The sequence below is a fragment of the Syntrophaceae bacterium genome, from assembly GCA_013177795.1.
Lineage (GTDB): Bacteria > Desulfobacterota > Syntrophia > Syntrophales > UBA2192 > UBA2192.
The window spans coordinates 161,988-188,980 of record JABLXY010000001.1; the positions used below are offsets into that span (position 1 = coordinate 161,988).

A 26,993-nucleotide genomic window follows, 5' to 3' on the forward strand; every position below is an offset into this window, starting at 1 on the left:
GAATGATGGCATGATGGAATATTGGAAGGATGGGAATGAGTCCATCATGAAATGGACAGACCCATTATTCCAGCATTCCATGATTCCAATAGGTCCGGGACGGAATAACTGGGAGCAAGTGACGCAACATGCGTAAAATCAATGTCGGAGGCATCAAGATCGGCGGAGGGGAGCCCTTCGCGCTCATTGCCGGTCCCTGCGTCATCGAGGGCGAGAGAGTGACCCGCAGGGTCGCCGCCTACCTCAAGGAGATCACGACGGAGCTGGGGATCCCCTTCATCTTCAAGTCCTCCTACGACAAGGCCAATCGGTCGAGCCTGCGCTCCTACCGGGGGCCGGGGCTCGACAGGGGATTGAGGATCCTGAAGGCGATCCGGGAGGATTTCGGCATCCCCGTTCTGTCCGACGTCCACCGGTTCGAGGAAATCGAACCGGCCTCGGAGGTCCTCGACGTGGCCCAGATCCCTGCGTTTCTGTGCCGCCAGACGGATTTCGTCGTGGAGCTGGCACGGCACGCAAAGGTCGTCAACATCAAAAAAGGGCAGTTCCTCGCACCCTGGGACATGGCCAACGTGGTGCGGAAGGTCGAATCGGCCGGCAACCGCAACATCCTGATCACCGAACGGGGCGCGAGCTTCGGCTACAACAACCTCGTCTCCGACATGCGGTCGATCCCGATCCTGAGGGGGATGGGCTACCCCGTCGTCTTCGACGCGACGCACAGCGTGCAGCTGCCCGGCGGGGCCGGGGAGGCCTCCGGCGGGGACCGCGCCATGGCCGTCTTCCTGGCGCGCGCGGCCGTGGCGGTCGGCGTGGATGCGCTGTTCGTGGAAGTCCACCCCGACCCGGACAGGGCCCGTTGCGACGGGCCGAACTCGCTGGCGCTGGACTCCCTGCGGGGCCTCCTCGAGACGCTCCAGGAAATCGACAGGCTGGTGAAGAAAGACATGAGGAAGGGCGGGTGATGGGGATCGAGACGAGAATCGGATCGGCCCTCGAGGAAAAGATCCGGAAGGTGAGCGTGCTCATCCTCGATGTGGACGGCGTGCTGACCGACGGCGGCATCGTCATCGGCGACGACGGGCAGGAGACCAAGAGTTTCCATGTCCGCGACGGGCACGGCCTCAAGATGATCCAGAGAGCCGGTATCGAGGTGATGTTCCTCACGGGGCGGAAGTCCCGCGTGGTCGAGCACCGCGCGCGGGAGCTCGGCGTAAGGAAGGTCTACCAGGGCGCCCTGGACAAGCTGGCCGTCTTCGAGGAGATCCTGCATGCAGGGGGCCTCACCCCCGGGCAGGTGGCCTACATGGGTGACGATGTGGTCGATCTGCCCGTTCTGCGGCGTGCGGGTTTCTCCGTGACCGTGGCCGATGCCCACGAGGAAGTCCTCCGCGCCGTCGACCTCGTCACGCAGAACCCGGGGGGCCGGGGGGCCGTCCGGGAGGTCTGCGAGATGATCCTGAAGGTGCAGGGGAAGTGGCAGGACGTGATGGAGCGCTACAGGGCCTGAGCGGCCCCTTTTGGGCTTTACATCTCCCACACCGGATGGTATGGTGCAGCCCTGCGAACGAAACATGGCTAAATGGCTTGATTTTTTTCGGGAACGCGCAGGGAGGCCGTCGGGTAAATTCTGTCTTGCGGCAGCCGTTGTCTTCGTCTTGGCCCTCGTTGCCGCCGTGCAGTTCGGGGGTGCACCGACGAAGACGGAGAAACAGACGGCACTGAAGATCATCGACGACAAGGTCGATCTGTACATCAGGGATGTCCATTACACCGAGGTGGGCGACTCGGGGAACCGACTCGAGATCAACGCCGACACCGCGACATTTCTCAAGGAGGAGAACCTGGCCCGGTTCGAGCGGGTCCGCATGAAGCTCATCCTTCCGGACGGCAGAACGTACGAACTCTCGGCCGACCGGGGGCGTCTCAGGACGGACGTGAAGGATTTGGACATCGAGGGCAACGTGGTGATCCTCTCCAGCCGGGGAGACCGGTTCACCACGGATCGCCTGCATTACTCGGACGGCGAGAAGAAGATCCAAACGAGGGACGCCGTCACGCTGACAAACCCGAGACTCAGCGTCAACGGCAGGGGCATGACGCTGCTGCTGAAGTCGGAGCGTGTCACGGTCACCGGCCCCGTGAGGGCCCGGATCGAGTGACAGGCCGGCGTTGCGAGGGGACATGGTGAACCGCAGCATCTTTGCCATCATTGCGATTTCCGCGGCCTTCGCCCTTGCGGCGCCGGGACTTCTGAGCGGACAGGACAGCCGGCCCCAGTGGCTCAAGGAAGGGGGCAACAAGCCGATCGAGATCGTTTCCGAACGGCTCGAGGCCCACCGGGAAACGAACCTGGTCGAGTTTTCCGGCAACGTGGTCGCCACCCAGGGCGACCGTGTCATCCGGAGCGACTCCCTCATGCTGTACTTCAAGAAGAAGGCGGATCCGCCCGGGGCCGCGAAGGGACCTGCGGACAAGGCCGGGGACATCGACCGCATCGTCTCGAAGGGGAACGTGCGCATCACCGAAGGGGACCGGATCGTCACGGGAGAGCAGGCCGTTTACTATGCGGACGATCAGCGGATCGTCGTGACGGGCAACCCCGTCATGCGCGAGGGAAGCAATGTCGTCACGGGCGACCGCGTGACTGTGCTCCTGAACGAGAACCGCGGCGTCGTCGAGTCCGCGGAGGGCAAGCGGGTCACCGCGACCATCTACCCCGATGCCTCCAAGGGGAAAACGAAGAAGGAGTAGCCGCGCAGCGTGCCCGCAAACCCGGGCCACGGCACAGGATGAGCAAGCTCGAAGCCAGGTCATTGACAAAGCTCTACGGGGGGCGCAAGGTCGTCAGCGGCGTGGACCTGCAGATCGGCCCGGGGGAGGTCGTGGGCCTGCTGGGCCCGAACGGCGCGGGCAAGACGACGACCTTCTACATGATCGTCGGCCTCATCAGGCCCGACGACGGCCAAATTTTCCTCGATGCCGAGGAGATCACCCGGGACCCCATGTACGTGAGGGCCCGCAAGGGCATCAACTACCTGCCCCAGGAGCCTTCCGTGTTCCGGAAGCTGACGGTCAAGGAAAATATTCTGGCGATTCTCGAAACCCTTGACATCGACCGCGAGGAGAGGAAAAATAGGCTCCAGCAATTGCTCGGCGAACTCGATCTCACCGCTCTGGCTTCGAGCAAGGCCTACTCCCTCTCGGGGGGGGAGAGACGGCGCGTGGAGATCACGCGGGCACTGGTCACGTCCCCGCGGTTCATCCTGCTCGACGAGCCGTTTGCGGGAATCGACCCCCTGGCCGTGGCGGACATCCAGAAGATCATCCAGAAGCTCAAGGCCAAGGGGATCGGGGTGGTCATCTCGGACCACAATGTGCGGGAGACCCTTTCGGTGTGCGACCGGGCCTACATCCTCAATGAGGGCTCGGTGCTGATCGAGGGCTTGCCCGACGTGATCGCGCAGAGCCAAATCGCCCGGAAATTTTACCTGGGCGACGACTTCCGTTTTTAGGACCGCGGCAGGCAGGACGGCATGACGTTCGAACTCAAGCAAAGCCTCAAGCTCAGCCAGCAGCTGATCATGACGCCCCAGCTGCAGCAGGCGATCAAGCTGCTGCAGCTCTCCCGGATCGAGCTGATCGACATGATCCAGCAGGAGATGGAGGAGAACCCCCTGCTGGAGGAACGCGCCGGAGAGGAATTCGGCGAGGAAGGGGCGCCAGCGCCGGAAATCGACGAGGTCAAGACGGCGGAGCGGACCGGCGAGTTGACGGGCGAGGGGGACGGCAAGGAGGATTTCGACTGGGACAGCTACCTCGAGGACTACGGTCCCATGCGCGTGACCTACGACCGCGAGGAGGACGAGGGGCCCTCGTGGGAAAACATGCTGTCCCGCAAGACGACCCTCACCGATCATCTCATGTGGCAGCTGGGCCTTTCGAAGCTCACGGAAGCGGAGCGCAGGATCGGCGAGCAGATCATCGGAAACCTGGACACGAGCGGGTACCTGGCGGCCACCGTCGACGAGATCGCCGAGCAGGAGAAGGTCGGCCCGGAGGTCGTCGAGAAGGTGCTGGCCCGGATCCAGGAATTCGACCCGCCGGGGATCGCGGCGAGGGATCTCCGCGAATGCCTCCTGATCCAGGCCCGGGCCGTCGGCGCCTCGCACGGGCTCGTCGAGACGATCATCCGCGACTATCTCCACGACCTGGAGACGAAGAACTACAACAACATCGCCAAGAAACTGAAGGTCCCCATCGCCGACGTCCTCGACGCCGTCTTCCTCATCAGCCGCATGGACCCCAAGCCGGGGCTGGTGTACAGCGACGAAGGCCCGCAGTACATCATCCCCGACGTGTTCGTCTTCAAGGTGGGCGACGAGTACAAGATCATCCTCAACGACGAGGGCCTGCCCCGGCTGCGGATCAGCAACTTCTACCGCGAGATCCTGGGCGGCACGGCCGACGGGGCCCAGAGCGCAGACGACTGCAAGAAATACATCAAGGAGAGGCTCCAGTCGGCCACGTGGCTCATCAAGAGCATCCAGCAGAGGCAGCGGACGATCTTCCGGGTCACGGAGAGCATCGTCAAGTTCCAGCGGGAATTCTTCGACAACGGGATTCACTTCCTGAAGCCGCTGGTGCTGCGTGACGTCGCCGACGACGTGGAGATGCACGAGTCCACGATCAGCCGCGTGACGACGAACAAGTACATGCACACGCCGCGCGGGATTTTCGAGCTGAAGTACTTCTTCAACAGCAGCATCAGCAAGACGAGCGGCGACACCATCGCGTCGAAGAGCGTCCAGGAGGAAATCCGGAAAATCATCAGCGGCGAGGATGCGCGCAAGCCCCTGAGCGACAGCGAGATCGTCGACATCCTCGGCGCGCAGGGCATCTCGATCGCCCGACGGACCGTCGCCAAGTACAGGGAAATGATGGGAATCCTTCCTTCGTCCAAACGCAAGAAATTTTTCATCAAGCCGAAAAACTGATTGACAGATTAAGGACTTTGGCCTATAAGGCAAGGCTTGTTTTCAGACGGAAACGGCGACCTTTCCCGCGGCGGCCGCCCGGGGCCGGGGCACAGCCGCTGCGCGATCCGCCCACGACTCGAACCGCCGTCCGTCTTGCCCCACCGCACAAGGCGTCCTTCTTGCAAGGAAACCGTAACAGGAGCGGGGCAACCCAGAACTCAGGATCAGGAGGCGCGAACAGATGCAGGTTTCCGTGACCTTTCGGAATACAGGGTCGGAAAGTTGGTTCAAGGATTATGTGACGGAACGGTTGAGCAAGATCCAGAAATACATCGACAAGCCCGTCGAGGCCCACGTCGTCCTCTCCGTCGAAAAATTCCGGAATGTGGCCGAAGTCAACATCATGGCCAAGGGCGTCAACCTCGTCGGCAAGGAAGAGGCCAAGGACATGCAGCTGGCGATCGACAACGTGATCGACAAGATCGAACGCCAGATCAAGAAGCACAAGGAAAAGAGCCGGGAGCACAAAACCGGCACGAACCGGACAGAGGAGAAGGCGGTGCCCCGGGAGGCCTCCGCCGGGCTCGAGGACGAGCCGCGGGCCCGGGTCGTCGAGACGCGCAAGGTCGTGCTCAAGCCCATGTCCCTCGAAGAGGCCATGATCGAGATGGAAGGCTCGCGGAACCGGTTCGTCATCTACCGGGATGCCCTTTCGGAGAACATCAGCGTCATCTACCGTCGGGACGACGGGAATTTTGCTCTGCTCGAGGCCAACAGCTGAACGGACGGGACTTTCCCATGCAGATTACCGGCATGCTCAAGAAGGAGTACATCATCGAGGAGTTGAAGGCCACCTCCAAGCGCGCCGTCCTCGCGGAGCTCTCGGAGGTCCTCCGGCGCGACACCGAGGGCCTTCCGCCGGGGGCCATGGTCGACGTGCTGCTCGAGCGCGAGAAACTGGGCAGCACCGGCATCGGGGACGGGATCGCCATCCCCCACGGGAAGCTCAAAAACCTGGATCGCCTGATGATCTCCTTCGGACGCAGCCGCCAGGGCATTGACTTCGACGCGATCGACGGCAAGCCCGTTCACCTTTTCTTTCTGCTGATGGCGCCGGAGAGCTCGACGGGGCAACACCTCAAGGCCCTTGCGAAGATCTCGCGATTGCTCAAGGACCCGGAGTTCCGCAACGACCTCATGACGGCGGCGGGTGCAGAGGAGATCTACCGGAAAATCGCCGAGAAGGACGAGGCCTATTGATCCGGGACCCGGCGTCCCGGAGGCCCCTCGGCAGGCGGGTTCACGGGGCGGGATTCCATGAACGGGATTTTCGAGGCGGACTCCGCCGGACGGTTTCCCGGGCCCACGCGTCACATCCCCCTTCACCTCATGGTCCTCGATGCCTTGCACCGGCGTGATGCTGCGCCCGGGGGAGGAACATGCAGAACCTGAGAATCGTGATCGTCACCGGGATGTCCGGCTCGGGCAAGAGCACCGCCCTCCGAGCCCTCGAGGACGTGGGGTTCTTCTGCGTCGACAATCTGCCCGTGGCGCTTCTGCCGAAGTTCCTCGAGATCCAAACCGACACGGCCAGCGAGATCAGCAAGGTCGCGCTCGTCATGGATCTGCGGGAACGCTATTTCCTCGAACGGTACGCGGAGATCTTTTCCTCGCTCAAGGCGCAGGGGCACCGCATCGAGATCCTCTTCCTCGATGCCAGCGACGAGTCTCTCCTGCGCCGGTTCCGCGAGACGAGGCGGGCGCACCCGCTGTGCGAGCGCGGGACCGTCATGGAGGGGATCGCGCTGGAGCGGGAGAAGCTCAAGGCCCTGCGGGAGATGGCCGACACGGTCATCGACACGTCGTCCTTCAACGTCCACCAGCTCAAGGAGGTCATCCAGCGGCACTTCACGGCCTCCCCCTCGGAAAAGCGTCTCGTGATCAACCTCATGTCCTTCGGCTACCGGTACGGGCTGCCCCCCGAGGCGGACCTCGTGCTGGACGTGCGGTTTCTGCCGAACCCCTATTTCATCGAGGAGCTCAAGAACCTCAACGGGGAAGACGGCAAGATCGAGGACTACGTCATGGGTTGGCAGGAGAGCCGGACCTTCCTCCGTCAGCTGCTGGACATGATGGAGTTCCTGCTCCCCCTGTACGAAAAGGAAGGGAAGTCGAGCCTCAACGTGGCCCTGGGCTGCACGGGCGGCAAGCACCGTTCCGTCGTCATCGCCAAGCAGCTGGCCCGGTATTTCTCCGGCAAGAACTACCTGATGAACCTGACGCACCGGGACATCCACCGGGCATAGCCGGACGGATGCAGGCGCTGCCTTCACGGTTTTTCTCCCGAATCCCCCAGACTATCTTCTGGCCCCCTTTTTCTTCGGCTTGCCCTTTGCCTTGGCGGGCTGTGCCTTCGCGACGGGTGGCGCCGCCTGCGAAGGCGCCCCGGTGAGCTTGCCTGTCACGTTGTCCCGGATCCAGTGGGCGTCCCACCACTCCACCGGGTTCACGAACTCCCCCCCGACAAGGATGCTGAAATGCAGGTGGTCGCCGCTCGCGAGGCCCGTGCTGCCGCTCCTCCCCATCGTTTCCCCCCTGGATACGGCCTGGCCCGGCTTCACGCCGATTTCGGAGAGATGCGCGTAGAGACTGCACAGGCCGAGGCCGTGATCCACGATGACCGCGTTGCCGTAGATCCCGAGCGGCCCGGCGAAGACGACGCTGCCGTGGTTGGCCGCTTCGACGGGGGCGCGCTCCGTCGATGCCAGGTCCACGCCCAGGTGCGTGCTGCGGCTCACGGCCATCCCCTCGAACCAGTACGTCCGCTCCTCGCCGAACCCGGCCATGGGCGCCGCGTTCTTCATCCGGAGAAAGGCGCCGTCCCAGAGCGGCTTGGCCTGCGTGTTTGAACAGGCCTCGCGGATGGCCTTGTCGTTCTCACCCCGAAGCTTCTCGTTGATGAACAGGAAAGCCTCCAGCGGCGTGGCCGGCACGCGGGGATCCTGCTGGCGGAACGCGGGGGCCATGTTCTCGATGAAGGCCCGGCTGATCGTGATCTTGTCCGCCTTGAACTTCTTGTCCCGCACGAGATGGGGAAGGGCGACGGAAGACTCGTTCCCCGCCCTGTCACGGGCCGTGATGAGGATGTTCAGACCGCCCCTGGCGGCCGTGGTGGGGACGGCGAAGTACGCCACCTGGCAGAGCTTGCCCTGGATCGTGGAGGGATAGCCGCGGAAGAAGCGGTCGCCCATCCGGATGCCCGTCGTCGTCACCTCTTCGGAGACGCTGTAGACCGCGACGCCTGATCCGCCCGCATTGACGTTGTGGGCCGTGCTGATCAGCCCGATCTGCGGGGGGACGGTGTCGATGACCGCATCGATGGAGACCGTCTGACGGTTCCTGAGCCACGAGTGATCCTCCGCGGAGACGGTGATCGTCGCCGGCCCGTCTTTCAGGCCCCTGCCGCGCGGGTTGACCTCGACACTCAGGACCTCCTCCGCGGTCCCCTTGGAGTAGGTCCGGGAGTGCAGAACAGCGTCCTTGCCGTCCTGGCTGATCGTGACGGTGACGGCCCGGATCCCGCTCTTGCCGTCCCTGACGGTCAGGCCCAGTGCCGTGGCCTGGCCGATCGTGGAAACATCGTCCTTCATGGCGATGGCGGGTTTTTCGAATTCGAGCACCGTGTTGAGCGCCCAGAGGCAGGCTCCTGCCAGTGCGATCACGACGGCGGCGGCAACCAGGTACATCCGGTTCATGGCGGTCTCTTCCCCCGCGGGAATGATTTGGCGATGCGAACAGCACCCGAAACGCCGCCCATCATACCCGGTATTCGGGAATTTTCAAGACCAATCAGAACCCTCGAATTCCTTCATTTCTTGACGATCTGCGAGGATTCGTATAATGATGATGGGGGCATAAGGCAAGGGGCGTAAGGATCGAGGCTGGGGACAAGAGGATCGGATTCGTTTTCGTGACAGCAGGCAAAGGCCTTGTGAACGTCTTTGCCATCGATTTGCAGGGGCGCAACGGATGCAAGGGAAAAAAATCGTTCTCGGGGTGACCGGAGGCATTGCGGCATACAAGGCGGCCGAGCTGGCACGGGAGTGCATCAGGCGCGGGGCGCGGGTCCACGTCATCATGACGCCTAACGCCACGAAATTCATCACCCCGCTCACCTTTCAGACCCTCACGGGCAATGCCGTTGCCGTCGACACCTTCCAGCTGACGGGCGAGTGGGAGATCGGTCATGTGTCGCTGGCCGAGAGCGCCGACCTGGTCCTGCTGGCGCCGGCCACGGCCAACGTGATCGGCAAGATCGCCGGCGGGATCGCGGACGACCTGCTGACGACGACAGTCATGGCGACCCGGGCGCCGGTCCTCATCTGCCCGGCCATGAACGTCAACATGTACGAAAACCCCATCGTGCGGGAGAACATGGGGAAGCTCGCCGCGAAGGGGTACCGGTTCGTCGAGGCCGGATACGGGGAGCTGGCATGCAAGACCGAGGGGTATGGACGACTGGCCCCCCTGGAGGACATCGTCGAGGACGCCGAGGATCTTCTCACGGCCAAGGATCTCGGCGGCGAGCATGTCCTCGTCACGGCGGGGCCGACCCGGGAAGCCTTCGACCCCGTACGGTTCATCACGAATTACTCGACGGGCAAGATGGGCTACGCCGTCGCCCTGGCCGCCAAGCGCCGGGGTGCGAAGGTGACGCTCGTCAGCGGACCGACGAGTCTCCCGCGGCCGCGGGGGGTCGCCTTTGTCCCCGTCTCGTCGGCCCGCGAGATGCGCGATGCCGTCATGGCGCACCTCGAGGGGGCGACCATTGTCGTCAAGTCCGCCGCGGTGGCCGACTACCGGCCCGCGGGGTTCTCCGCGTCCAAGATCAAGAAGACGGACCGGCCCCTCGAGTTCACACTGGAGCGCAACCCCGACATCATCTCCGAGGTGGGCAAGGTCAAGGGGGACCGGATCCTGGTCGGGTTCGCCGTCGAGACGGAGAACCTGATCCCGTATGCCGTGAAGAAGATGAAGGAAAAGAACATGGATCTCATCGTGGCGAATGACATCAGCCAGCCCGGGGCCGGTTTTGCCGCGGATACGAACATCGTGAAGATTCTCGACCGGGACGGGGGGTCGCTGGATCTTCCCCTCATGGACAAGATGGATGTGGCCAACCGCATCCTGGACCGCGTGACGGAACTCATGGCAGGGCGAAAAGGGGTGCCCCGTGCGCGCAAACGATGACCTGCGGGGTGAATTGCTTGCCATCGTGAGCGCCCTGAAGAGCCACGTCGCCGGCGAAATGGACTCGTGCATCCCCGTGTCGCGCCTGCGGCTGAAGGGCACGGGCCCGTCTCGGCAGGAGGGTCTCCCCGGGGTGGATGCGGCTGCGGCACGACCCGTCGTGACGGCGGCGGGCCGCCGGGGCGCCTCGAGCCTCGACGGGGTGCGCCGGGAGCTTGGCGACTGTGCCCGCTGCCCGCTGCACCGCTCCCGGAAGAATCTCGTCTTCGGCGAGGGGAGCGCCCGGGCGAGGCTCGTCTTTGTCGGCGAGGCCCCGGGCGAAGAGGAAGACAGGCAAGGCAGGCCCTTCGTGGGGAGGGCGGGGCAGCTGCTCACGAAGATCATCAACGCCATGGGGCTCGCACGGGAGGAGGTCTACATCTGCAACATTCTGAAGTGCCGCCCCCCGGGAAACCGCAACCCCAAGGAGGACGAGATCGCCGCCTGCGAGCCGTTCCTGGTCAAGCAGATCGAGGCCATCGACCCGGAGATCATCTGTGCGCTCGGCACGTTTGCCGCGAAGACCCTGCTGCGCACCGAGGCGCCCATCTCGGCCATCCGGGGACGGTTCCACGATTACCACGGGCGCAGGCTCATGCCGACCTATCACCCGGCTTACCTCCTGCGCAACCCCGATGCGAAGAAGCTGGTCTGGGAAGACGTGCAGAAAATCATGAGGGTCCTGTGAGGCGAAACCATGATGAAGAACCGTAGACACCGGGCGTTCGCGATGGGGGCTGCGGCCGCCCTGTGGCTTCTGGCGGCCCTCGTCCCCGCTCCGCAGGCCTCGGAGGAGCGGCGCGTGGTCGACGTGATCACCGTCAGCGAGGCCATCACCCCCCCCATCGGCGAGTACATCCTCAAGAGCATCAAGCAGGCCACCGAGTCGGGGGCGCAGGCGATCGTGATCCAGCTCGACACGCCCGGCGGGCTCGACCTCTCGATGCGGGACATCATCAAGGAAATCCTCAACGCCGCGGTGCCCGTCGTGGTCTACGTGTCTCCCTCGGGGGCGCGGGCGGCCTCGGCGGGGGTGCTCATCACGATCTCGGCCCATGTCGCGGCCATGGCGCCCGGGACCAACATCGGCGCGGCCCACCCCGTGGCCATGGGGATCGGGAAGGCCGATGAAACGATGATGGAAAAGGTCGAGAACGACGCCGTCGCCTACGGCAGGGGCATCGCGGACCAGAAGGGACGCAACGCCGACTGGATCGAGGATGCCATCCGCAAGAGCGTGTCCGTGACAGCAGAAGAGGCCCTCAAGCTCAAGGTGATCGACCTCGTGACCGAGGACCTCAAGCAGCTCCTGGAGAAGATCGACGGCCGGGAGGTGAAGCTCGCCTCGGGGCCCCGGGTGCTGAAGACGAAGGGGGCCGAGATCAACCGCAGGGAGATGGGGTTCCGCGAGAAGGTGCTCATCACGATCTCGAACCCCAACATCGCCTTCATCCTCTTCCTGCTGGGCCTGGCCGGCCTGTACTTCGAATTTTCCAACCCCGGCGTGATCGTGCCCGGCATCATCGGCGGCATCTCGCTGATCCTAGCCTTCTTCGCCTTCCAGACACTGCCCGTCAACTACGCGGGCATCCTTCTCATCCTCTTTGCCGTGATCCTGTTCATCGCGGAGATCAAGGTGGTCAGTCACGGGGTGCTCACCATCGGGGGCGTCGTCTCGCTCATCCTGGGCTCCATCATGCTCTTCGAATCGCCCGACCCGGCCCTGCGGGTGTCCTGGAGCGTGCTCGTGCCGGCCGTGACGATCGTGTCCCTGTTCTTCATCGGCGTCATCTCGATCGCGCTGCGTGCGCAGATGCGCCGTGTCGTGACCGGGGGCGAGGGCATGATCGGGGCCGTAGGCCAGACCGTCACCGCCGTGCACGAAACCGGCAAGGTGCTCATCCGGGGCGAGTACTGGAACGCCTTCAGCAGGACCCCGATCGAGAAGGGGAAGAAGGTCGCCGTCGTCGGCGTCAAGGAACTGCAACTCGAAGTCGAAGAACGCTCATAAAAAGGGGGTTTTCCATGTACGCCATTCTTGTCCTCGTCGTCCTCGTCGTCATGTTCCTGGCCGCGGCCATCCGGATCCTCAACGAATACGAGAGGGCCGTGATCTTCCGGCTCGGTCGAATCATCCCCACGAAGGGGCCGGGGCTCATCATCCTCATCCCCCTCGTAGACCGCATGGTCCGCGTGGACACGCGCACGGTCACGATGGACGTCCCGTCGCAGGACATCATCACCCGGGACAACGTATCCATCAAGGTCAACGCCGTGGTCTACTTCCGCGTCGTCGACTCGATGAAGGCCATCGTCGAGGTCGAGAACTACCTCTATGCCACCTCGCAGCTCGCGCAGACGACGCTGCGCAGCGTCTGCGGACAGGTGGAGCTCGACGAGATCCTCGCGTCGCGGGAGAAGGTCAATCTCCACATCCAGGAGATCCTGGACCGCGCCACCGACCCCTGGGGAATCAAGGTGACCCACGTGGAGGTGAAGTACATCGACCTGCCGCAGGAGATGCAGCGGGCCATGGCGAAGCAGGCCGAGGCGGAGCGCGAGCGCCGCGCCAAGGTCATCGGCGCGGAGGGCGAATTCCAGGCCGCGCAGAAACTCGCAGAGGCCGCCGCCGTCATGCAGCAGCAGCCCATGGCCCTGCAGCTGCGGTATCTCCAGACCCTGGTCCAGATCGGGACGGAGAACAACACGACGACGGTGTTCCCGATCCCCATCGACATGCTGAACCTCATGCTCAAGAAGGGCGACAAGGGCGGCGCGTGAGGTCCGCCCTGGCAGGGAAAGGAAAGGAGGCTCGAGGGTGGAAGCGAGAGAAAAGCTGCGAATCGCGTCAGGTGCGGCGATCCTGTTGATCCTGGGTGTGCTCGTCATGCTGAGTTCCTTCGGCATCTACAGCCTGGACAAGAGCTGGCCCATTCTCATCATCGTATTCGCCCTGTTCACGCTGATCCAGAGCCCGAAGGACCTGGGCGGCTGGGTGATCGGAGCGGCGGGCGTGCTGTTTCTCTTTTTCGAGAACTGGTTCGACCAGGTGGGCAAGACGACCATGAACATGATCCGTTCGGGCCTCCTGATCGTCGCGGCCTTCTTTCTCTACAAGTATGTCGTAAAGAAGGGTTCGTGACGGGACATGCCGCATGCGACGGGCCGGAAACCCCCCTTGCTGGTCCTGACGGATTTTGACGGGACGCTGAGCCTGACTGACGTGGGCTACGAGGTCCTGCTGCACTTCAGCGGCAGGGGGTGGGACGACATCGACAGGGATTACTGCGAGGGCAGAATCGGCTCAAAGGACGCCTACGCCCGCATTGCGGCCATCCTGGGCGGAACCCGGGAGGAGATGCTGCGGTTCGTGGCGGAAAACGCCGTGATCGACCCGCACTTCAAGGAATTCTATGCCTTCTGCCGGGAGCGCGACATCGCGGTGAAGGTCGTCTCGGACGGCCTGGACTTCTATATCGATTTCGTTCTCCGCAGGCACGGGCTCGAAGACATCCCCTTCTTCTCGAACGTGATGACCTTCGAGGAGGGGAAACCCCGGTCCATCGAGTTCCCCCACGCCAACGAGTCCTGCAACCGGTGCGGCACCTGCAAGAGCAACATCCTCGAATCCTGCCGGAGCGGATTCGGGCGGATCGCCTATGTCGGCGACGGCTATTCCGACCTGTGCCCCGCCGCAAAGGCGGATCTCGTCTTTGCCAAGGGGATCCTCTGGACCCGACTCTCGAGGACACACACGGGCGTCCGCAAATACAGGAGCTTCAGGGACGTGACGGCGTTCCTGTCCCGCAACGGCTTCGCACGCAACGGCTGATCGCGCGTCTCGGAGACCCTTTTCGGATTTCCTTTCCCGTCGCTCCCCGGGATCGCCCCTCACGGGTTGACGGGACGCGCCCGGTTCGACAGGGCCTCCGGCGTTGGTCCCGCCGGGCGGGCTGCAATCCCGCCCCGTCGCCCTCCTCGCTCAGAGGCTGTGTCGCAACAGTCAAGAAGGGACGAGGGACGAGTTGTTTACCCGTTCTTTGACAACAAAATATCCGTAACGTCTATCCGCGAACGGTCTGTCGGGCAGGTTTTGATGGTTCAGGGCCCTTGAAGAGCGCCGTCGAGCCTCATGCCGGTGCGAAGCAGGGCCTTCCGAGGGCCCGGAGCCTCTCGATGAGCCCGTTGACCCCGAGGAGCGAGATCAGGCGAGCCACATTGAAGCAACTGGCCAGCATCGAGACCTCGGCTCGCGCCCCCTCGAGCCCCCGTAGCAGGAAGGCATCGACCTTGAGGTTGCGCTTGATGTGCCCGAAGGGATGCTCGGCCCGGGTTTTGCGCCTCTCGTAGACGGCCTGCGAGGCGGCCTCCTCGTACTGGGCCTCCAGCCTGAGCTTAACCTCTTCGTTGGGCAGCCGGATGATCTTGCGCCCCCTGCGCGCCTGGGTGCAGCTCCCGTAGTGCCGGCACGCGTGGCAGATGGCCGCGTCGGTGATCACGTAGTGCCGCTTGCCCGTGCGTTTTTCCGTCGATTCATACCGGAGCCTGTGACCTTCAGGGCAGCTGTAGTCATCTTGCTCTGGGTCATACGCAAAATGGCTTTTGCTGAACGGCTTTTCCGGCTCTTTCCTCGCCTGCCGCTGTGAAGGCACGATCACTCGGATCCCCTGGCGGTCGATCTTCTCGAGCTCCGCCGTGTCGGCATAGCCGGCATCGGCGCAGGCCGTCTCGCAGGGACTCTCCAGCAGCGCGTTGGCGGCCTCGATCTGCCGGGCGAACTGGTTGACATCACTGGTCTCTTCGACGGCATCGGCCTGCAGCAGAAGCCCCTGCTTGTCATCCACCACCAACTGGACGTTGTAGGCCGCGTGGCTGCCCTGGACGCTCTTCATCAGGGCGCAGTCCGGGTCGGTGAGGTTGACGTGCCGGTGGCTGCCTCCCTCGAAGCCCCGCAGGGCCTCCTGGACCCGGTCCTTGAGCGTGTTCGTCTGGGCAAGGTCCTTTCGCATCGCCACGTACGAGTCCATGTGCCGCTCCCGGCGGTCGATGGCCTCGCAGTCCTGCAACAGCTGCTCGATGCGCCGATCCAGATCGGCCAGCTTCTTCTCGTACCAGGCCCGGTCATGGCTGCGGTAGCGTGAGGCATTGGCCCGGATCTTTGTGCCGTCGACAAACAGCACGTTGCCCGCGATTAGGTCGAGCTTGATGCAGAGCCGGGCGCAGTGCCGGAGCACCTGCTTGAGGGCCGCCTTGTGGTTGCGCCTAAACTCCGCGATGGTCTTGTGGTCGGGCCTCAGCCCGGCCATCAGCCACACAAAGGCCAGGTTGTGGTGGCACTCCCGTTCGAGCTTGCGGGAACTGCGTACCCCGTAGGAGTAGCCGTAGACCAGCAGCTTGAGCATCGCGCGCGGATCGTAGGCGGCGTTGCCGACCTGGTTGGGGTCCACCTCGATGCCCAGTTGCGGCAGATCCAAGGCCTCCACGAAGGCATCGTAGGCCCGTACCGGGTCCTCGGGGGACACGTAGTCCTCGATGCTGGCGGGCAGCAGCCCCAGTTGCAGACGGTCGCCGGTTCGATAGGCCATGAGCGCATCTCCTTTCGCGGAGCACTCTAGCACACCGGGCCGGGGTTGGCGATCCTTCGAGGTGCGTTACGGATATTTTTTTGTCAAAGAACTCAGCCCCTACTCCCTATTGCGACACAGCCTCTCAGCCGCCGGGTTCCCGGTCGCTCTCCGAACCGTTCTGCGAGACCCATGCGCTCAACAGCGTGTATGTCACGGCCAGCACGACGGGCCCGATGAAGATGCCGATGATGCCGAAGGCGACGAGCCCCCCGATCACGCCGACAAAGATCAGCAGCAGGGGCAAATCGGCGCCTCGCTTGATGAGAAGGGGCCGCAGGACGTTGTCCAGGGTGACCACGATCAGTGTCCAGATGAGGAGGACGCTGCCCCAGAGCGTCTCACCGCTCCAGAAGAGCCAGATGACGGCAGGGACCAGGACGGGTGCGGGCCCCAGCTGCGCGATGCACAGCAGGAACATGACCGCCGTTAGAACCGTCGCGGCGGGAACGCCGGCCACCGCCAGGCCGATGCCGCCCAGGACGGACTGGACCAGGGCGGTCAACCCCACCCCGAGCGCCACCCCGCGGATGGCCTTCCCGGCAAGGAGAACAACCTCGTCGCCCCTCCGCCCGGCCAGGCGGCGGGCAAAGAGCCGAACGGCCTCCGCCGCCGATTCCCCGCCGGAATAGAGGATGGCGGCGATGACGACGGTGAGAAGGAACTGGACGATCATCAAGCCCATCCCGCCTGCCTGATCGACGAACCAGCTGACGATCTCCTTGAGATGGGGGGCCAGCTGCGCCGCAAGACCCTCCCGCCCGGTTGAGGCGAGTTCGTTCCACCACTCTGCTATCCTGGGGCCGGCGACGGGAATTCCCGTCACCCATCCGGGCATCGGGGGCAAACCCTCCCTCTCGAGCGTCTTCAAGAGGGCCGCTGCCCGCTCCACGTTGTCCAGGATGGTGACGACGGCCAGGAGGATCGGGACAATCAGCAGGGTGAGCAGCCCCAACGTCATCGCGGCCGCGGCGATTCCCCGTCTGCCGCCGCAGAGCGACTGCAGTCTCAGCAGGATCGGCCAGCTCGCCACGACGATGATGACCGCCCAGAAGAGCGGCGGGAGGAAGGGCTTCAGAATCCACACGTTGGCTGCGATCAGCACCCCGATGAAGAGAACCGCCAGTGTCGTGCGGGCCAGGTCCTGCGTGGGCGGTGTGGGCGTCAAGGGAGTCCTCCTTCCTTTGGGGATGCCGGGTGCGGGCCTTCTGCCGCGCTGCCGCCGTGCCGGCCCCCCATGGGGACCGGATGAGCTACTCTGCGGAAAATCGAAATCCCTGTCAAGGGGGAAGACCGGCCGCGGGCGGGCCCCCGGAGCGGTCGTGAGCCGAGACGCAACGGTAAAGAAGTTGACTCGGCCGGGCAGCTGTGGTTTATTGACCGCGACGACAAGGCGCCTCCCGGGAGGCCCTTTTTTTCATGCAGCGATATGCCGAAACGTCTTGCAGCCGAGTTTCTCATCCCCCTCGTGGCCGCCGCGGCGATCACCGTCGCCCTCGGTGCGGCCGGCGCCGATCTGGCCATCGCATCCTACTTCCACGTGCCGGGCGTCGGCTGGCCGCAGGGCAACGATCAGCCCTGGGCCTTCCTCTACCGTTACGGCAACATTCCCGGCCTCGTCCTCGCGGCGGCCGCCGGGGCCGTTTTCGTGCTGAGCTTCTTCGTCGAGCGGGTCCGCCGGGAGAGAAGGGCGGCACTCTTCATCGTGGTCTTTCTCGCCCTGGGACCGGGCCTGATCGTGAACACGGTGTTCAAGGATCACTGGGGCCGACCCCGGCCCGCGGACATCGCGCAGTTCGGGGGCACGGAAGTCTATCGGCACGCATGGGACCCGGGACGAGCCGGGCAGGGGAGATCTTTCCCCTCGGGCCATGCGGCCATCGGGTTTTTCCTGATGGCGCCTTTCTTCGTGCTGAGGCGCCGGGCGCCCGGGTGGGCCCTGAAGGCCCTCGCGGCGGGCGTTCTCTACGGCGGGCTCATGGGATTGGGGAGAATGATCCAGGGCGGGCATTTCCTGACGGACATTATCTGGTCTGGCGTCCTGGTCTACCTCACGGGCGTGGTGCTCTGTCACGCATTCCGGCTCGACCGGGAGGGCCTGCAGGGGCACTCACCGGCTTGCTGATTGCCTTCTCATAGGCCGGGCGGGGTCGGGCAGGCCGGCCGGGCCTCGTGCAGGGGAAAGGGAAAAATTTCAGGCTGAAATGGATGTCGGATCGCAGAGAAGAATCGACCAGGCGCTCGGGCCGCTGATCTGCCGGCTGCTCTCCCTGTTCCCGGGAGGCCGGGCGCCTGCATGGCCGCCGGGGAGAATCCTGGTCATTTTGCTTTCGGAGATGGGGAGCCTCGTGCTCGGCGCCTCCATGTTCCGGCGGCTTCGGGAGAAGTACCCCCAGGCCTCGATTTACGCCCTGGTCTTCGAGAAGAACCGGGAGATCCTGGACCTCCTGGAGGTCATCCCGCCGGAGAACGTCTTGACGCTCAGCGACCGCTCTTTCGCGGGGCTCGCGGGGGACAGCCTGGCCGTAATCCGCCGCATGCGGGAGCTGCGCTTCGACGCCGTCATCGACTGCGAGCTCTTCGCCCGGGTGAGCAGCATCTTCTCCTGGTTCACACGGGCACCGATCCGGGTCGGCTTTCACCGCCACACCATGGAGGGGCTCTACCGGGGGAGCTTCATCAACCGCCCCGTCCTCTACAACCCCTACCGCCACATCAGTGAGCAGTTCCTGGCGCTCGTCGATGCCATGGAGTCCTCGACGGTCCCGAAGAACAAGTTCGAAACCGACGGCCGCATCCCGAAGGAGGCCCCCGGGCTGCGGCTCAAACCGGGCGAACTGGAGGCCATGGAGAAAAGGCTTCGCAGCGATTACCCGGTGATCGAGGGCAGAAAACTCGTGCTGATCTACCCGAGCGGGGGCATCCTCCCGATCCGGGCCTGGCCCCTCGGGCATTTCTTCCGCCTGGCGGAGGCGCTCGTGGAGAAGGGTTGTGTCGTCTCCGTCATCGGCCTGCCGGCGGACAAGAACCTCGCGAAAGCCATCCAGGACCATTGCAGAAGTCCCCTCTGCATCGACATGACCGGGTACACGAAAACGATCCGGGAGCTCCTGGTGATCTTCCATCTCGCGTCGCTGCTCGTCACCAACGACGGGGGCCCCGGGCAGTTTGCCGTCATGACGCCGATCCGCTCGATTCTCCTCTTCGGGCCCGAGACGCCCGCCCTGTACGGTCCCAACAGCACGCGTGCAAAGGTCTTTTTCAGCGGGATCGCCTGCTCGCCCTGCCTGACGGCCTACAACCACCGCAACTCACCCTGCGACGGGGACAACCGGTGCCTCAAGGTCATCTCGCCGGAGACCGTGCTGGCCTGCGCGCTGGAGATGCTGGGTCAGGAGCCGGCGGGATGAGCGAACTGATGCGCGGGCTGATGCGGGTCAAGAAGGCCGTCAAGGACGCCGTCTCCAGGCTGCCGGGCGGCACGTGGCTGGTGAGGCAGCGCTTTGCGAAATTCGGCACCGTCGGGTTTGCCGGAACCGTCGTCAACGTCGGTGTCCTTCATTTCTCCAACCGGTTCGTGTACCAGGGCATCGCTTCCCCGCACATCCGGGAGAATCTCGCCCTGCTGACGGCCATCTTCATCGCCACGCTGCACAACTTCCTCTGGAACCGGGCCTGGACGTGGGGCGACAGAAAGGTCCACGGACGGGTGTCCGTCTTCGTCCAGTTCCTCCAGTACTGCATGTCCTGCTCGCTTGCCATAGGGCTGCAGATCCTCTTCACGAACATCTTGAAGCAGTACATGTTCCTGGAGCTGGCCAATCTCTTCGCCATCGGCATTTCGGCGGTCCTGAACTACGTGATCAACCACGTCTGGACGTTCCGGGTGCGCGCCGGCAAAGGCAGCGAGAAGCCGTGAGGGCAAGAGGGATCTCCCCCAACCCTTTCACCTTCTTGCCTTCTCGCCCCCTCCTTTCGGCGCCCAGCTCCCCACGAAGCCCCGTGCGACGTAAAGCCGGACGCTGAGGCGTTCGATCCTCACGCCGCGGAACACCGCATCGTGCGCTCCCGCGGGTTCGAGGGCGTCGAAATACCCCTCGTACCGCTTCAGGCCTGCCTCGTCCGCACCGTGCAGCACCAGGACCGCATCACGCCCCCGCAGGCTCGACAGATCCCCCAGGAAGGCATACCGTTCGGGCTGGAAGAGGTCGAGCCCCGTCAGGCGGTCCCCGCTGTAGAAGACGGCCTGAGCCGCCGTGGTTCCCTTGTCCGAGACGAGGATGTAGCCCCGTTCGGACGGCCGCTCGACCATGATGCGGCTTATCCGCTCCCCGAGATCCCGCCAGCCGTGGAACTGTCTGCTCTGGTCCTTTTCCGGCGGAATCGGGAGGAACGGACTCATCAGGTGTGTCTGTACCACGAGCCCGGCGAGAAGGCCGAGGACGAGACCGGCAACGAGCATGCGCCGGTGAAAGGGCCGGGATGCGCAGAAGCCGCGGAAAACGGCCCCGGCGAGAACGAAACCGGAAATGTAGGCCGGCGCGGGCCAGTTCGCCTCGGCGACCTTGCCCAGGGACGTGGAGATGCCGAAGAAGAGAATGACGGGCAACGACAGGCAAAGGAGGTAGAGGTGCGCCGGGCATTCCTTTTCGATGCAGAGCCGGATGGCCTTGACGCTGTAGGCGGTGAAGGCAAGGAAGAGAACCGGGGTGACGACGCCCGCCTGGCCGCCGACGTATTCCAGGATCTTCAGCGCGGCGGCCTTCGGCTTCGGCGTGAAGCCCTGCCGGAGCTGGTACGTGAAGGAGAGCCAGTCGTGCTGCCAGTTCCAGTACAGGACGGGCGTGAACAGCAAGAGGGCAAGCGCAAGGGCAATCCAGGGCTCCTTCCGGATGAGCCAGTACCGAAGGGACGGGCAGAGCACGAGAAACCCAAACGTGCAGGGAACGAGCAGGATCATGGTGTACTTGCTCAGGAGGCCCAGGCCCAGGGCCGCCCCCCATCCGTACCACCACCGGGCGGATCCGCCGGCCGCGATGCGGCTTCCGCACCACACGGCGGCGGCCCAGAAGAAGAGCATGGGCGTGTCGGGAGTCTGGACGATGCTGCCCGCGGGGAAGAGCAGGGTCGCGTTGAGGGCGAGAAGAACGTCGCCGGCAAGATCGCGCAGGGCAGGAAAGAGGGTGCGGGCGGTGTCCCAGAGGAAGAACAGGGCCGCGGCGGAGAGGAGAAATCCGCCGAGGCGGACGAAGAGCTCCGTGTCGCCCCCCAAGGCCGTGAAGAGCGCCATGATCCACGCCACCATGGGCGGGTGATCGGCGTAGGACAACGAGGGGTGCACACCCCAATACCAGTAGTAAGCCTCGTCGGGGGCGAGCTGGATTGTGTGGATCGTGAGCAGCCGGTAGGCGAAGAGTGCGGCGACGAAGGAGAGTATCCGTTTTTCGCGGGGCGTGATCACCATGGACCCAATCCCGATCGTCCGGATGCCGCCGCGGGGGCCTGACGCTTCGCGCCCGGACAGCCCCGGTTTGGGACACTGACCTGCCGCCGGGGCCGCCGTTTCTCGCTGCGTCTGTCAAGCCGCAGCGCCGTCGATCCGTATGCCCATTGTTCCGGCGGGATGCGGCAGCGAGGGGGCCCACGGCCCGGCCGCGGGATCCCCCCGAAGGCGCTAGCGCTTCTTGTGCCGGTTGGCCTTCAAGCGCTTGCGATACTTGTGCTTGCTGATCTTCTTTCTTCTCTTCTTGACGACACTGCCCATCGTTCACCTCGCGAGAGTGATCCTGCCGATTTCCAAGCGCTGTTTATTCTCATATTCTTCGTCAGGAATCAAGCAATTCCTTGAATCCACTACAGCAGGCAGAGCCGGTCGGCTACCGCCAGCCCGCTGCGCGTCGGGCAGAGGAACTCCCCGTCGATCCGGATGAGACCTTCCGCCCGCATGCGGCGCAGGACGGCGCCTTTCTGCGCGAACAAGTCCAGACCGTACCGTTCCCTGAACGCGGGGCCGTCGATCCCCCGCCTTGTCCGGAAGCCGAAGTAGAGGGCCTCCGTTTGCAGTTCCTCCTGCGAGAGTTCCTCCTGACCCGCGGCCGGAACCCGACCCTGGCGAATGTCGCGGATATAGCGGTCCAGGGAGCGGTGATTCCACCATCGCCGGTTTGTGCGAAAGGAGTGCGCCGCCGGACCCAGGCCGAGGTACGGCGAGTGATCCCAGTACTTGTGGTTGTGGCGGGAAATGCGGTCCTCGCCGCGTGCGAAATTGGAAACTTCGTAATGGAGGAAGCCGTTCGCCTCGAGGAAGATCGAGGTCGACGAAAAGAACCGGTATGCCTCCTCTTCAGCCGGAGGAGGGGGTGTATGGCCCGTCTCGACGCGGCAGTGCAGCGGGGTGCCCCGCTCGAGGGTCAGCTCGTAGCAGGAGAGGTGCTCGGGTTCGAAGCCCAGGGCGGTCTCCAGGGTCCGCCGCCACAACGCGTGGGACTGGCCTGGAATGCCGTAGATGAGGTCAACGGAAAGATTCGTGAAACCGGCGCGGCGCGCCGCGTCGATTGCATGGAGCGCCTCGCGCCCACCGTGACGCCTCCCGAGGAAAGACAGGATCCCGTCATCGAAGGACTGCACCCCGATGCTCACCCGGTTGAAGCCGGCTTCGCGCAGGCGCGCCAGGGATGATGCATCGACGTCCCCGGGATTGACTTCCACCGTGATCTCGGCGTCGGCGCTGACCGGCAGGGCGGACCGGATGCGTTTCAGGAGATCCGGCAGCAGGCCAGAGGGCAGGCACGAGGGGGTGCCCCCGCCGATGTAGACCGTGTCGAAGGCCGCGGCAAAGTCTCCGTGGAACGTCATCTCGACAAGGAGCGCCTTGTACCATTCCTGCACCCCGGAGAGATCCGTGACCGAATAGAAGTCGCAGTAGACGCACTTCGAGCGGCAGAAGGGGACGTGGACGTAGAGGCCCGCATTCTCGGGTCCGCCATGGCTATCCTCTTTCGCGCGAGTCATGTCATCTCTTCGTGCTGACGAAGCTGGGAAGCTGAGAAGCTGAGAAGCTGGGAAGCCGGAGACAACAGCTTCGAGTCGCGTTTCCGATTTTTGTCCTCACTTCACAACTTCAAAACTTCTCAACTTCCTCTTTCGATCAGTCATTGTCCGACTGCAGGACGGCCAAAAAGGCGCTCTGGGGGATGCTCACGGTTCCCACCATCTTCATCCGCTTCTTGCCCTTCTTCTGCTTCTCCAGGAGTTTGCGCTTTCGCGTGATGTCGCCTCCGTAGCACTTGGCCGTGACATCCTTGCGGAAGGGGCTGATCGTGGAGCGGGAGATGATCTCGCCCCCGATCGCACCCTGGATCGCGATCTTGAACTGCTGGCGCGGGATCTCGTCCTTGAGCTTCTCGCAGGCATGCACGCCGCGCTGGCGCGCGTTGTCGCGGTGGACGATCTGGGACAGCGCATCGACCTTTTCCCCGTTGACGAGGATGTCGAGCAGGACGAGCTTTCCCTCCCGGTAGTCGATCAGGTCGTAGTCGAAGGAGCCGTAGCCCTGGGTCACGGTCTTGAATCGGTCGTAGAAGTCGAAGAGGACCTCGGCCAGCGGCATCTCGTAGACGAGCTCCACCCGCCCCGGGCTCAGGTAATTCATGGTCGAATTGGCGCCCCGCTTCTCCGTGCAGAGCTTCATGACGGCCCCGAGGTACTTCTCGGGCATGATCATGGTGGCACGGATGAACGGTTCCTCTGCCTTCTCGATCGATGCGGGGTCCGGGTAGTTCGAGGGGTTGTCCACGTAAACGACACTGCCGTTTTTGAGGGTGAAGCGGTAGCGGACGCTCGGCACGGAGAGGATGATGGACTGGCCGAACTCCCGTTCGAGCCTCTCCTGGACGATCTCGAGATGCAGCAGCCCCAGGAACCCGCAGCGGAACCCCAGCCCCAGGGCGGCGGAGGAATCCTTCGTGTAGACCAGGGCGGCATCGTTGAGCTTGTACTTTTCCAGCGCGACGGCGAGGTCCTCGTAATCCTCCGAGGAGATCGGGTAGATGGACGAAAAGACGACGGGCTTGATTTCCTTGAAGCCCGGCAGGGGCTTCTCGACAGGCCGGTCATCCCCCGTGATCGTGTCGCCGATCCGAACGTCGGAGACGGTCTTGACGCCGGCGATGATGTACCCCACCTCGCCCGCGGACAGGAGGTCCTTTTTCACGCGGGTCAGTGCGAAGCGGCCCACCTCCTCGACCCTGTACGTGGAGCCCGTGGACATGAACCGGATGATGTCGCCCGGCTTCACCGCGCCGTTGAAGACGCGGCAGTGGATGACTGTGCCCCGGAATGAGTCGTACTGCGCGTCGAAGATGAGGGCGGAGAGGGGCTTTTCGGGGTCGCCGTTCGGCGGTGGGATTCTCTCGACGATGGCCTCCAGGACATCCTCTATGCCGATCCCCTGCTTGGCGGAGCACTTGATGTGGCTGAAGGGGTCGAGACCCAGCTCGCCGTCGATCTGCTCGAGCACGCGCTCCACGTCCGCCGTCGGTAGGTCGATCTTGTTGATGACGGGGATGACGGCCAGGTTGTGCTCCATGGCGAGGTAGAGGTTGGCGATCGTCTGCGCCTGCACGCCCTGGGAGGCGTCGATGAGCAGCAGCACCCCCTCGCAGGAGGCGAGCGACCGCGAGACCTCGTAGGTGAAATCCACATGGCCCGGCGTGTCGATGAGGTTGAGAACGTAGTCCTGCCCGTCCCTGGCCCGGTAGGGCAGCGTGACGGCCTGGCTCTTGATCGTGATCCCGCGCTCGCGCTCGATGTCCATGTTGTCGAGGATCTGGTCGCGGAAATTTCGTTCCTCGATCATTCCCGTGTGCTGGATGAGCCGGTCGGCCAGGGTCGACTTGCCGTGGTCGATGTGGGCGATGATGCTGAAGTTGCGGATGTGTTTCATCGTTCTCGATTCTTGAGGTTGCTGGACGCGCTCGGGCGGCATTCCTTCCGCGAATAGACGGTTTTGGACCGTTCTCACGCTCGCTCCGCTGCAGGCGCAAAAAATCGCCCTCCGGGCTCAAACAGTTTGCGCTGCAGCCGCTCCGCTTCGCGAAGAACGCTTACCCAAATCGCGTCTCACTTCGCTGTCCAGAATCCCGCCCGATCGCCTCGAGTCAACGTAACGAGTCTTGCCGGACTGTATCACGCGGTCTTCGAGATAAAAAAATCCTCCCGTCGGGAGAACCCCGGCGGGAGGATTATGCTTATACGTTGAAATAACGAAGAAATCAACCCAGTTTTTTCAAGAGGGTTTCAGAGACCTCCTTCACGCCGGGGGTGCCGTCCACCTCGATGACCTTCACGCGCTGCTTGAAGAAGTTCACGGCGGCGAGCGACCCCGTCTTGGTGTCGTAGTAGATGCCGTGGCGCTTGTCGATCGCGGCCTCGTCCTGGTCGTCGGCCCGGGTCTTGAGGTTCTCGGCGCCGCAGACCCGGCAGACCATCTTGCCGTTCTTCTCGGCGGGCTTGATGGCGTCGATGTAGATGTTGTTCGGGTGGTTGTTGTCGACGGGGCAGAGCCTCCGGCCCATGATGCGCTTCTTGGCGATGTCGCGGTCGAGCAGGATCTCGACGACGAAATCGAGCTTCATGTTCCGCTCCTGCAGGGCCTTCCACATGGCCTCGGCCTGTGCGAGGTTGCGGGGGAACCCGTCGAGGAGCCAGCCCTTCGCGCAGTCGGGCTCCTGGAGCCGGTCCAGGATCATGGGGATCGTGATGTCGTCGGGCACCAGGTCGCCCTTGTCGATGTAGGCTTTCGCCTTCTTGCCGAGTTCCGTCCCTTTGGCGATGTTCTCGCGGAAGATCACGCCCGTCTCGATGTGGGGAACGCCGTACTTCTTCTGGATGACGGCGCCCTGGGTCCCTTTGCCGCTGCCGTTGGGTCCGAATATCAGGATGTTCATGTGCCTCTCGCTCCTTTCGTGGTGATCGTTGGACTCTCTCCCTTTATCTGTTCTCGGCCACGGCTTTCACCTTGGCCGCGAGGTTGATCAGATAGGGCCGCTCAGCCTGCTGGATGGCGCCCGTGTCCTGGTGGTCTTCCTTGAAGATCCGCCGGACGACGCTCTCCTGGTCGCCCCCGGATTCGGCGAGATAGTTCCGGATCCTTTCCGCGAAGGCGAGGGTGCTCTCGAGAGATTTCTTCAGGTAGCCCCGGGCGTCTTCCCCGGTCAGCACGTAGTGGTGGCTCAGCATGATGATCTCGGTATCCAGGGCGGCCAGCCTCTCGAGGGAAGACACGTAGTCCCTGTAGCTGGCCAGGAACTCCGGGTGAATCCTGAAATTGCGGTCGGGCACCCCCGCGGCCTCGCCGCAGATGAGGGCCCTGATGCCCGGGAAGTAAAAGGAGATACCGTCCCGGGTATGGCCCGGCGTGGCGATAACCCGGAAGCTCCAGCCGCCTCCGAGGTCGACGGTCTCGCCGTCCTCGAGTGTCCGGTCCACCTCGAGCCCGTCGAAGAAGACGTTCTCCTCCCCGAACAGCGACTTGTGCTGCTGCTCGTAATCCAGGCTGAGGCTCCGGATCAGGTTGACGGCGTTGGGTTTCTTGAGGATATCGGCCGCCAGGCGGCTCGCGGCCACCTTGAGGCCGGGGATGCGGCGCTTGAGGTAGGGGGCCGTTCCGGCGTGGTCGAAGTGTGCGTGGGTGATGAAGACCCAGCGCAGGCGGCTCTCGTCGCCGAGGTAGCGGCGGATCTCCCGGAGGTAGGACGGCCCCATGAAGGTGATTCCCGCGTCGAAGAGGGCAGGGGTCTCGGCCGTCACGAGCCAAGCGGGCAGGTCGATGTCCGCCAGCGCGTAAAGACCCTCGACGATTTTACCGGCCTTCCGGATGATCATGGCCCCTTCACCCCCCCTCCGAGCCGGACGGCATGTTAGAAGAAGGGCTTTGAAATGTCAAGCAGTTTCGGGACTCTCCTGTTGACGGGCATTCGGCGGATGTGCTAGTCAAAACAGGCATCAGGCACCCGGCACTGCGCGTCGGGAAAACAGAGGAGGCACTCCGGCCATTCCCGATGCCTGTAGCCTCATGCCTGTTTTTTGATGAAAGGAGATC

27 protein-coding genes are annotated in these 26,993 nt (G+C 63.9%); 18 read left to right on the forward strand and 9 right to left on the reverse strand.

Annotated elements, in window-relative coordinates:
• Positions 1-128: 128 nt before the first annotated feature.
• The 9 genes from kdsA (at position 129) to rapZ (ending at position 7,285) form a co-directional block, all read left to right on the forward strand.
• Entirely contained in the window at positions 129-965 is an 837-nt protein-coding gene (gene kdsA, locus HPY67_00680) for a 3-deoxy-8-phosphooctulonate synthase (protein ID NPV03239.1), read from the forward strand.
• Positions 965-1,510: an HAD hydrolase family protein gene (locus HPY67_00685; GenBank protein NPV03240.1), complete on the forward strand. Its 546-nt coding sequence runs from the start codon at positions 965-967 to the stop codon at positions 1,508-1,510. Before kdsA ends, HPY67_00685 begins: the two co-directional genes overlap by 1 nt.
• Positions 1,511-1,658: 148 nt before the next feature.
• Positions 1,659-2,162, forward strand: coding sequence for an LPS export ABC transporter periplasmic protein LptC (gene lptC / locus HPY67_00690; protein NPV03241.1), 504 nt, complete (start codon positions 1,659-1,661; stop codon positions 2,160-2,162).
• A gap of 22 nt (positions 2,163-2,184) precedes the next feature.
• Entirely contained in the window at positions 2,185-2,754 is a 570-nt protein-coding gene (locus tag HPY67_00695; GenBank protein NPV03242.1) for a hypothetical protein, read from the forward strand.
• 38 nt (positions 2,755-2,792) lie between these two features.
• A complete protein-coding gene (gene lptB, locus HPY67_00700; protein NPV03243.1) occupies positions 2,793-3,515 on the forward strand; it encodes an LPS export ABC transporter ATP-binding protein in 723 nt (240 codons plus the stop codon).
• A gap of 21 nt (positions 3,516-3,536) precedes the next feature.
• A complete protein-coding gene (rpoN, locus tag HPY67_00705; protein NPV03244.1) occupies positions 3,537-4,997 on the forward strand; it encodes an RNA polymerase factor sigma-54 in 1,461 nt (486 codons plus the stop codon).
• 223 nt (positions 4,998-5,220) lie between these two features.
• Positions 5,221-5,760 (forward strand): ribosome-associated translation inhibitor RaiA, encoded by a 540-nt coding sequence (raiA, locus tag HPY67_00710; protein NPV03245.1) that lies wholly within the window; start codon positions 5,221-5,223, stop codon positions 5,758-5,760.
• 17 nt (positions 5,761-5,777) lie between these two features.
• Entirely contained in the window at positions 5,778-6,239 is a 462-nt protein-coding gene (locus HPY67_00715; GenBank protein NPV03246.1) for a PTS transporter subunit EIIA, read from the forward strand.
• A 179-nt stretch (positions 6,240-6,418) separates the two neighbouring features.
• A complete protein-coding gene (rapZ, locus tag HPY67_00720) occupies positions 6,419-7,285 on the forward strand; it encodes an RNase adapter RapZ (protein ID NPV03247.1) in 867 nt (288 codons plus the stop codon).
• 51 nt (positions 7,286-7,336) lie between these two features.
• Here the strand turns inward: rapZ and HPY67_00725 are convergent, their stop codons facing one another.
• Positions 7,337-8,734 (reverse strand): M23 family metallopeptidase, encoded by a 1,398-nt coding sequence (locus HPY67_00725; protein ID NPV03248.1) that lies wholly within the window; start codon positions 8,732-8,734, stop codon positions 7,337-7,339.
• A gap of 274 nt (positions 8,735-9,008) precedes the next feature.
• Between HPY67_00725 and coaBC the strand changes: the two genes are divergently transcribed.
• From coaBC to HPY67_00755, 6 genes are read left to right on the forward strand one after another with little or no spacing between them, the layout of a single operon-like run.
• On the forward strand, positions 9,009-10,229 hold the full coding sequence (gene coaBC / locus HPY67_00730; GenBank protein NPV03249.1) for a bifunctional phosphopantothenoylcysteine decarboxylase/phosphopantothenate--cysteine ligase CoaBC: 1,221 nt from the start codon (positions 9,009-9,011) through the stop codon (positions 10,227-10,229).
• A gap of 58 nt (positions 10,230-10,287) precedes the next feature.
• Positions 10,288-10,956, forward strand: a complete 669-nt coding sequence (locus tag HPY67_00735) for a uracil-DNA glycosylase (GenBank protein ID NPV03250.1) — start codon at positions 10,288-10,290, stop codon at positions 10,954-10,956.
• Between the two features lie 12 nt (positions 10,957-10,968).
• A complete protein-coding gene (locus HPY67_00740; protein ID NPV03251.1) occupies positions 10,969-12,279 on the forward strand; it encodes a nodulation protein NfeD in 1,311 nt (436 codons plus the stop codon).
• A gap of 14 nt (positions 12,280-12,293) precedes the next feature.
• Positions 12,294-13,049 carry a slipin family protein gene (locus HPY67_00745; GenBank protein NPV03252.1) on the forward strand — a complete coding sequence of 252 codons (756 nt, stop codon included), beginning with the start codon at positions 12,294-12,296 and terminating at the stop codon, positions 13,047-13,049.
• 37 nt (positions 13,050-13,086) lie between these two features.
• Positions 13,087-13,410 carry a hypothetical protein gene (locus tag HPY67_00750; GenBank protein ID NPV03253.1) on the forward strand — a complete coding sequence of 108 codons (324 nt, stop codon included), beginning with the start codon at positions 13,087-13,089 and terminating at the stop codon, positions 13,408-13,410.
• 36 nt (positions 13,411-13,446) lie between these two features.
• Positions 13,447-14,100 (forward strand): MtnX-like HAD-IB family phosphatase, encoded by a 654-nt coding sequence (locus HPY67_00755; protein ID NPV03254.1) that lies wholly within the window; start codon positions 13,447-13,449, stop codon positions 14,098-14,100.
• 298 nt (positions 14,101-14,398) lie between these two features.
• Here the strand turns inward: HPY67_00755 and HPY67_00760 are convergent, their stop codons facing one another.
• Positions 14,399-15,853, reverse strand: a complete 1,455-nt coding sequence (locus HPY67_00760) for an IS1182 family transposase (GenBank protein NPV03255.1) — start codon at positions 15,851-15,853, stop codon at positions 14,399-14,401.
• Between the two features lie 124 nt (positions 15,854-15,977).
• Positions 15,978-17,060 (reverse strand): AI-2E family transporter YdiK, encoded by a 1,083-nt coding sequence (ydiK, locus tag HPY67_00765; protein ID NPV03256.1) that lies wholly within the window; start codon positions 17,058-17,060, stop codon positions 15,978-15,980.
• Between the two features lie 261 nt (positions 17,061-17,321).
• Between ydiK and HPY67_00770 the strand changes: the two genes are divergently transcribed.
• From HPY67_00770 to HPY67_00780, 3 genes are all read left to right on the forward strand, one after another.
• On the forward strand, positions 17,322-18,017 hold the full coding sequence (locus HPY67_00770; GenBank protein ID NPV03257.1) for a phosphatase PAP2 family protein: 696 nt from the start codon (positions 17,322-17,324) through the stop codon (positions 18,015-18,017).
• A gap of 79 nt (positions 18,018-18,096) precedes the next feature.
• On the forward strand, positions 18,097-19,302 hold the full coding sequence (locus HPY67_00775; protein NPV03258.1) for a glycosyltransferase family 9 protein: 1,206 nt from the start codon (positions 18,097-18,099) through the stop codon (positions 19,300-19,302).
• A complete protein-coding gene (locus HPY67_00780; GenBank protein ID NPV03259.1) occupies positions 19,299-19,811 on the forward strand; it encodes a GtrA family protein in 513 nt (170 codons plus the stop codon). Before HPY67_00775 ends, HPY67_00780 begins: the two co-directional genes overlap by 4 nt.
• 27 nt (positions 19,812-19,838) lie before the next feature.
• Here the strand turns inward: HPY67_00780 and HPY67_00785 are convergent, their stop codons facing one another.
• From HPY67_00785 to HPY67_00810, 6 genes are all read right to left on the reverse strand, one after another.
• The gene (locus HPY67_00785) at positions 19,839-21,356 is read right to left on the reverse strand and encodes a glycosyltransferase family 39 protein (GenBank protein NPV03260.1); all 1,518 of its coding nucleotides are present in this window, start codon (positions 21,354-21,356) and stop codon (positions 19,839-19,841) included.
• A gap of 210 nt (positions 21,357-21,566) precedes the next feature.
• The gene (locus HPY67_00790; GenBank protein ID NPV03261.1) at positions 21,567-21,656 is read right to left on the reverse strand and encodes an AURKAIP1/COX24 domain-containing protein; all 90 of its coding nucleotides are present in this window, start codon (positions 21,654-21,656) and stop codon (positions 21,567-21,569) included.
• 89 nt (positions 21,657-21,745) lie between these two features.
• Positions 21,746-22,903 carry a radical SAM family heme chaperone HemW gene (hemW, locus tag HPY67_00795; protein NPV03262.1) on the reverse strand — a complete coding sequence of 386 codons (1,158 nt, stop codon included), beginning with the start codon at positions 22,901-22,903 and terminating at the stop codon, positions 21,746-21,748.
• A 136-nt stretch (positions 22,904-23,039) separates the two neighbouring features.
• Positions 23,040-24,836: an elongation factor 4 gene (lepA, locus tag HPY67_00800; protein NPV03263.1), complete on the reverse strand. Its 1,797-nt coding sequence runs from the start codon at positions 24,834-24,836 to the stop codon at positions 23,040-23,042.
• Between the two features lie 328 nt (positions 24,837-25,164).
• Positions 25,165-25,839, reverse strand: a complete 675-nt coding sequence (locus HPY67_00805; GenBank protein ID NPV03264.1) for an adenylate kinase — start codon at positions 25,837-25,839, stop codon at positions 25,165-25,167.
• A 43-nt stretch (positions 25,840-25,882) separates the two neighbouring features.
• A complete protein-coding gene (locus HPY67_00810; GenBank protein ID NPV03265.1) occupies positions 25,883-26,776 on the reverse strand; it encodes an MBL fold metallo-hydrolase in 894 nt (297 codons plus the stop codon).
• Positions 26,777-26,993 lie beyond the last annotated feature (217 nt).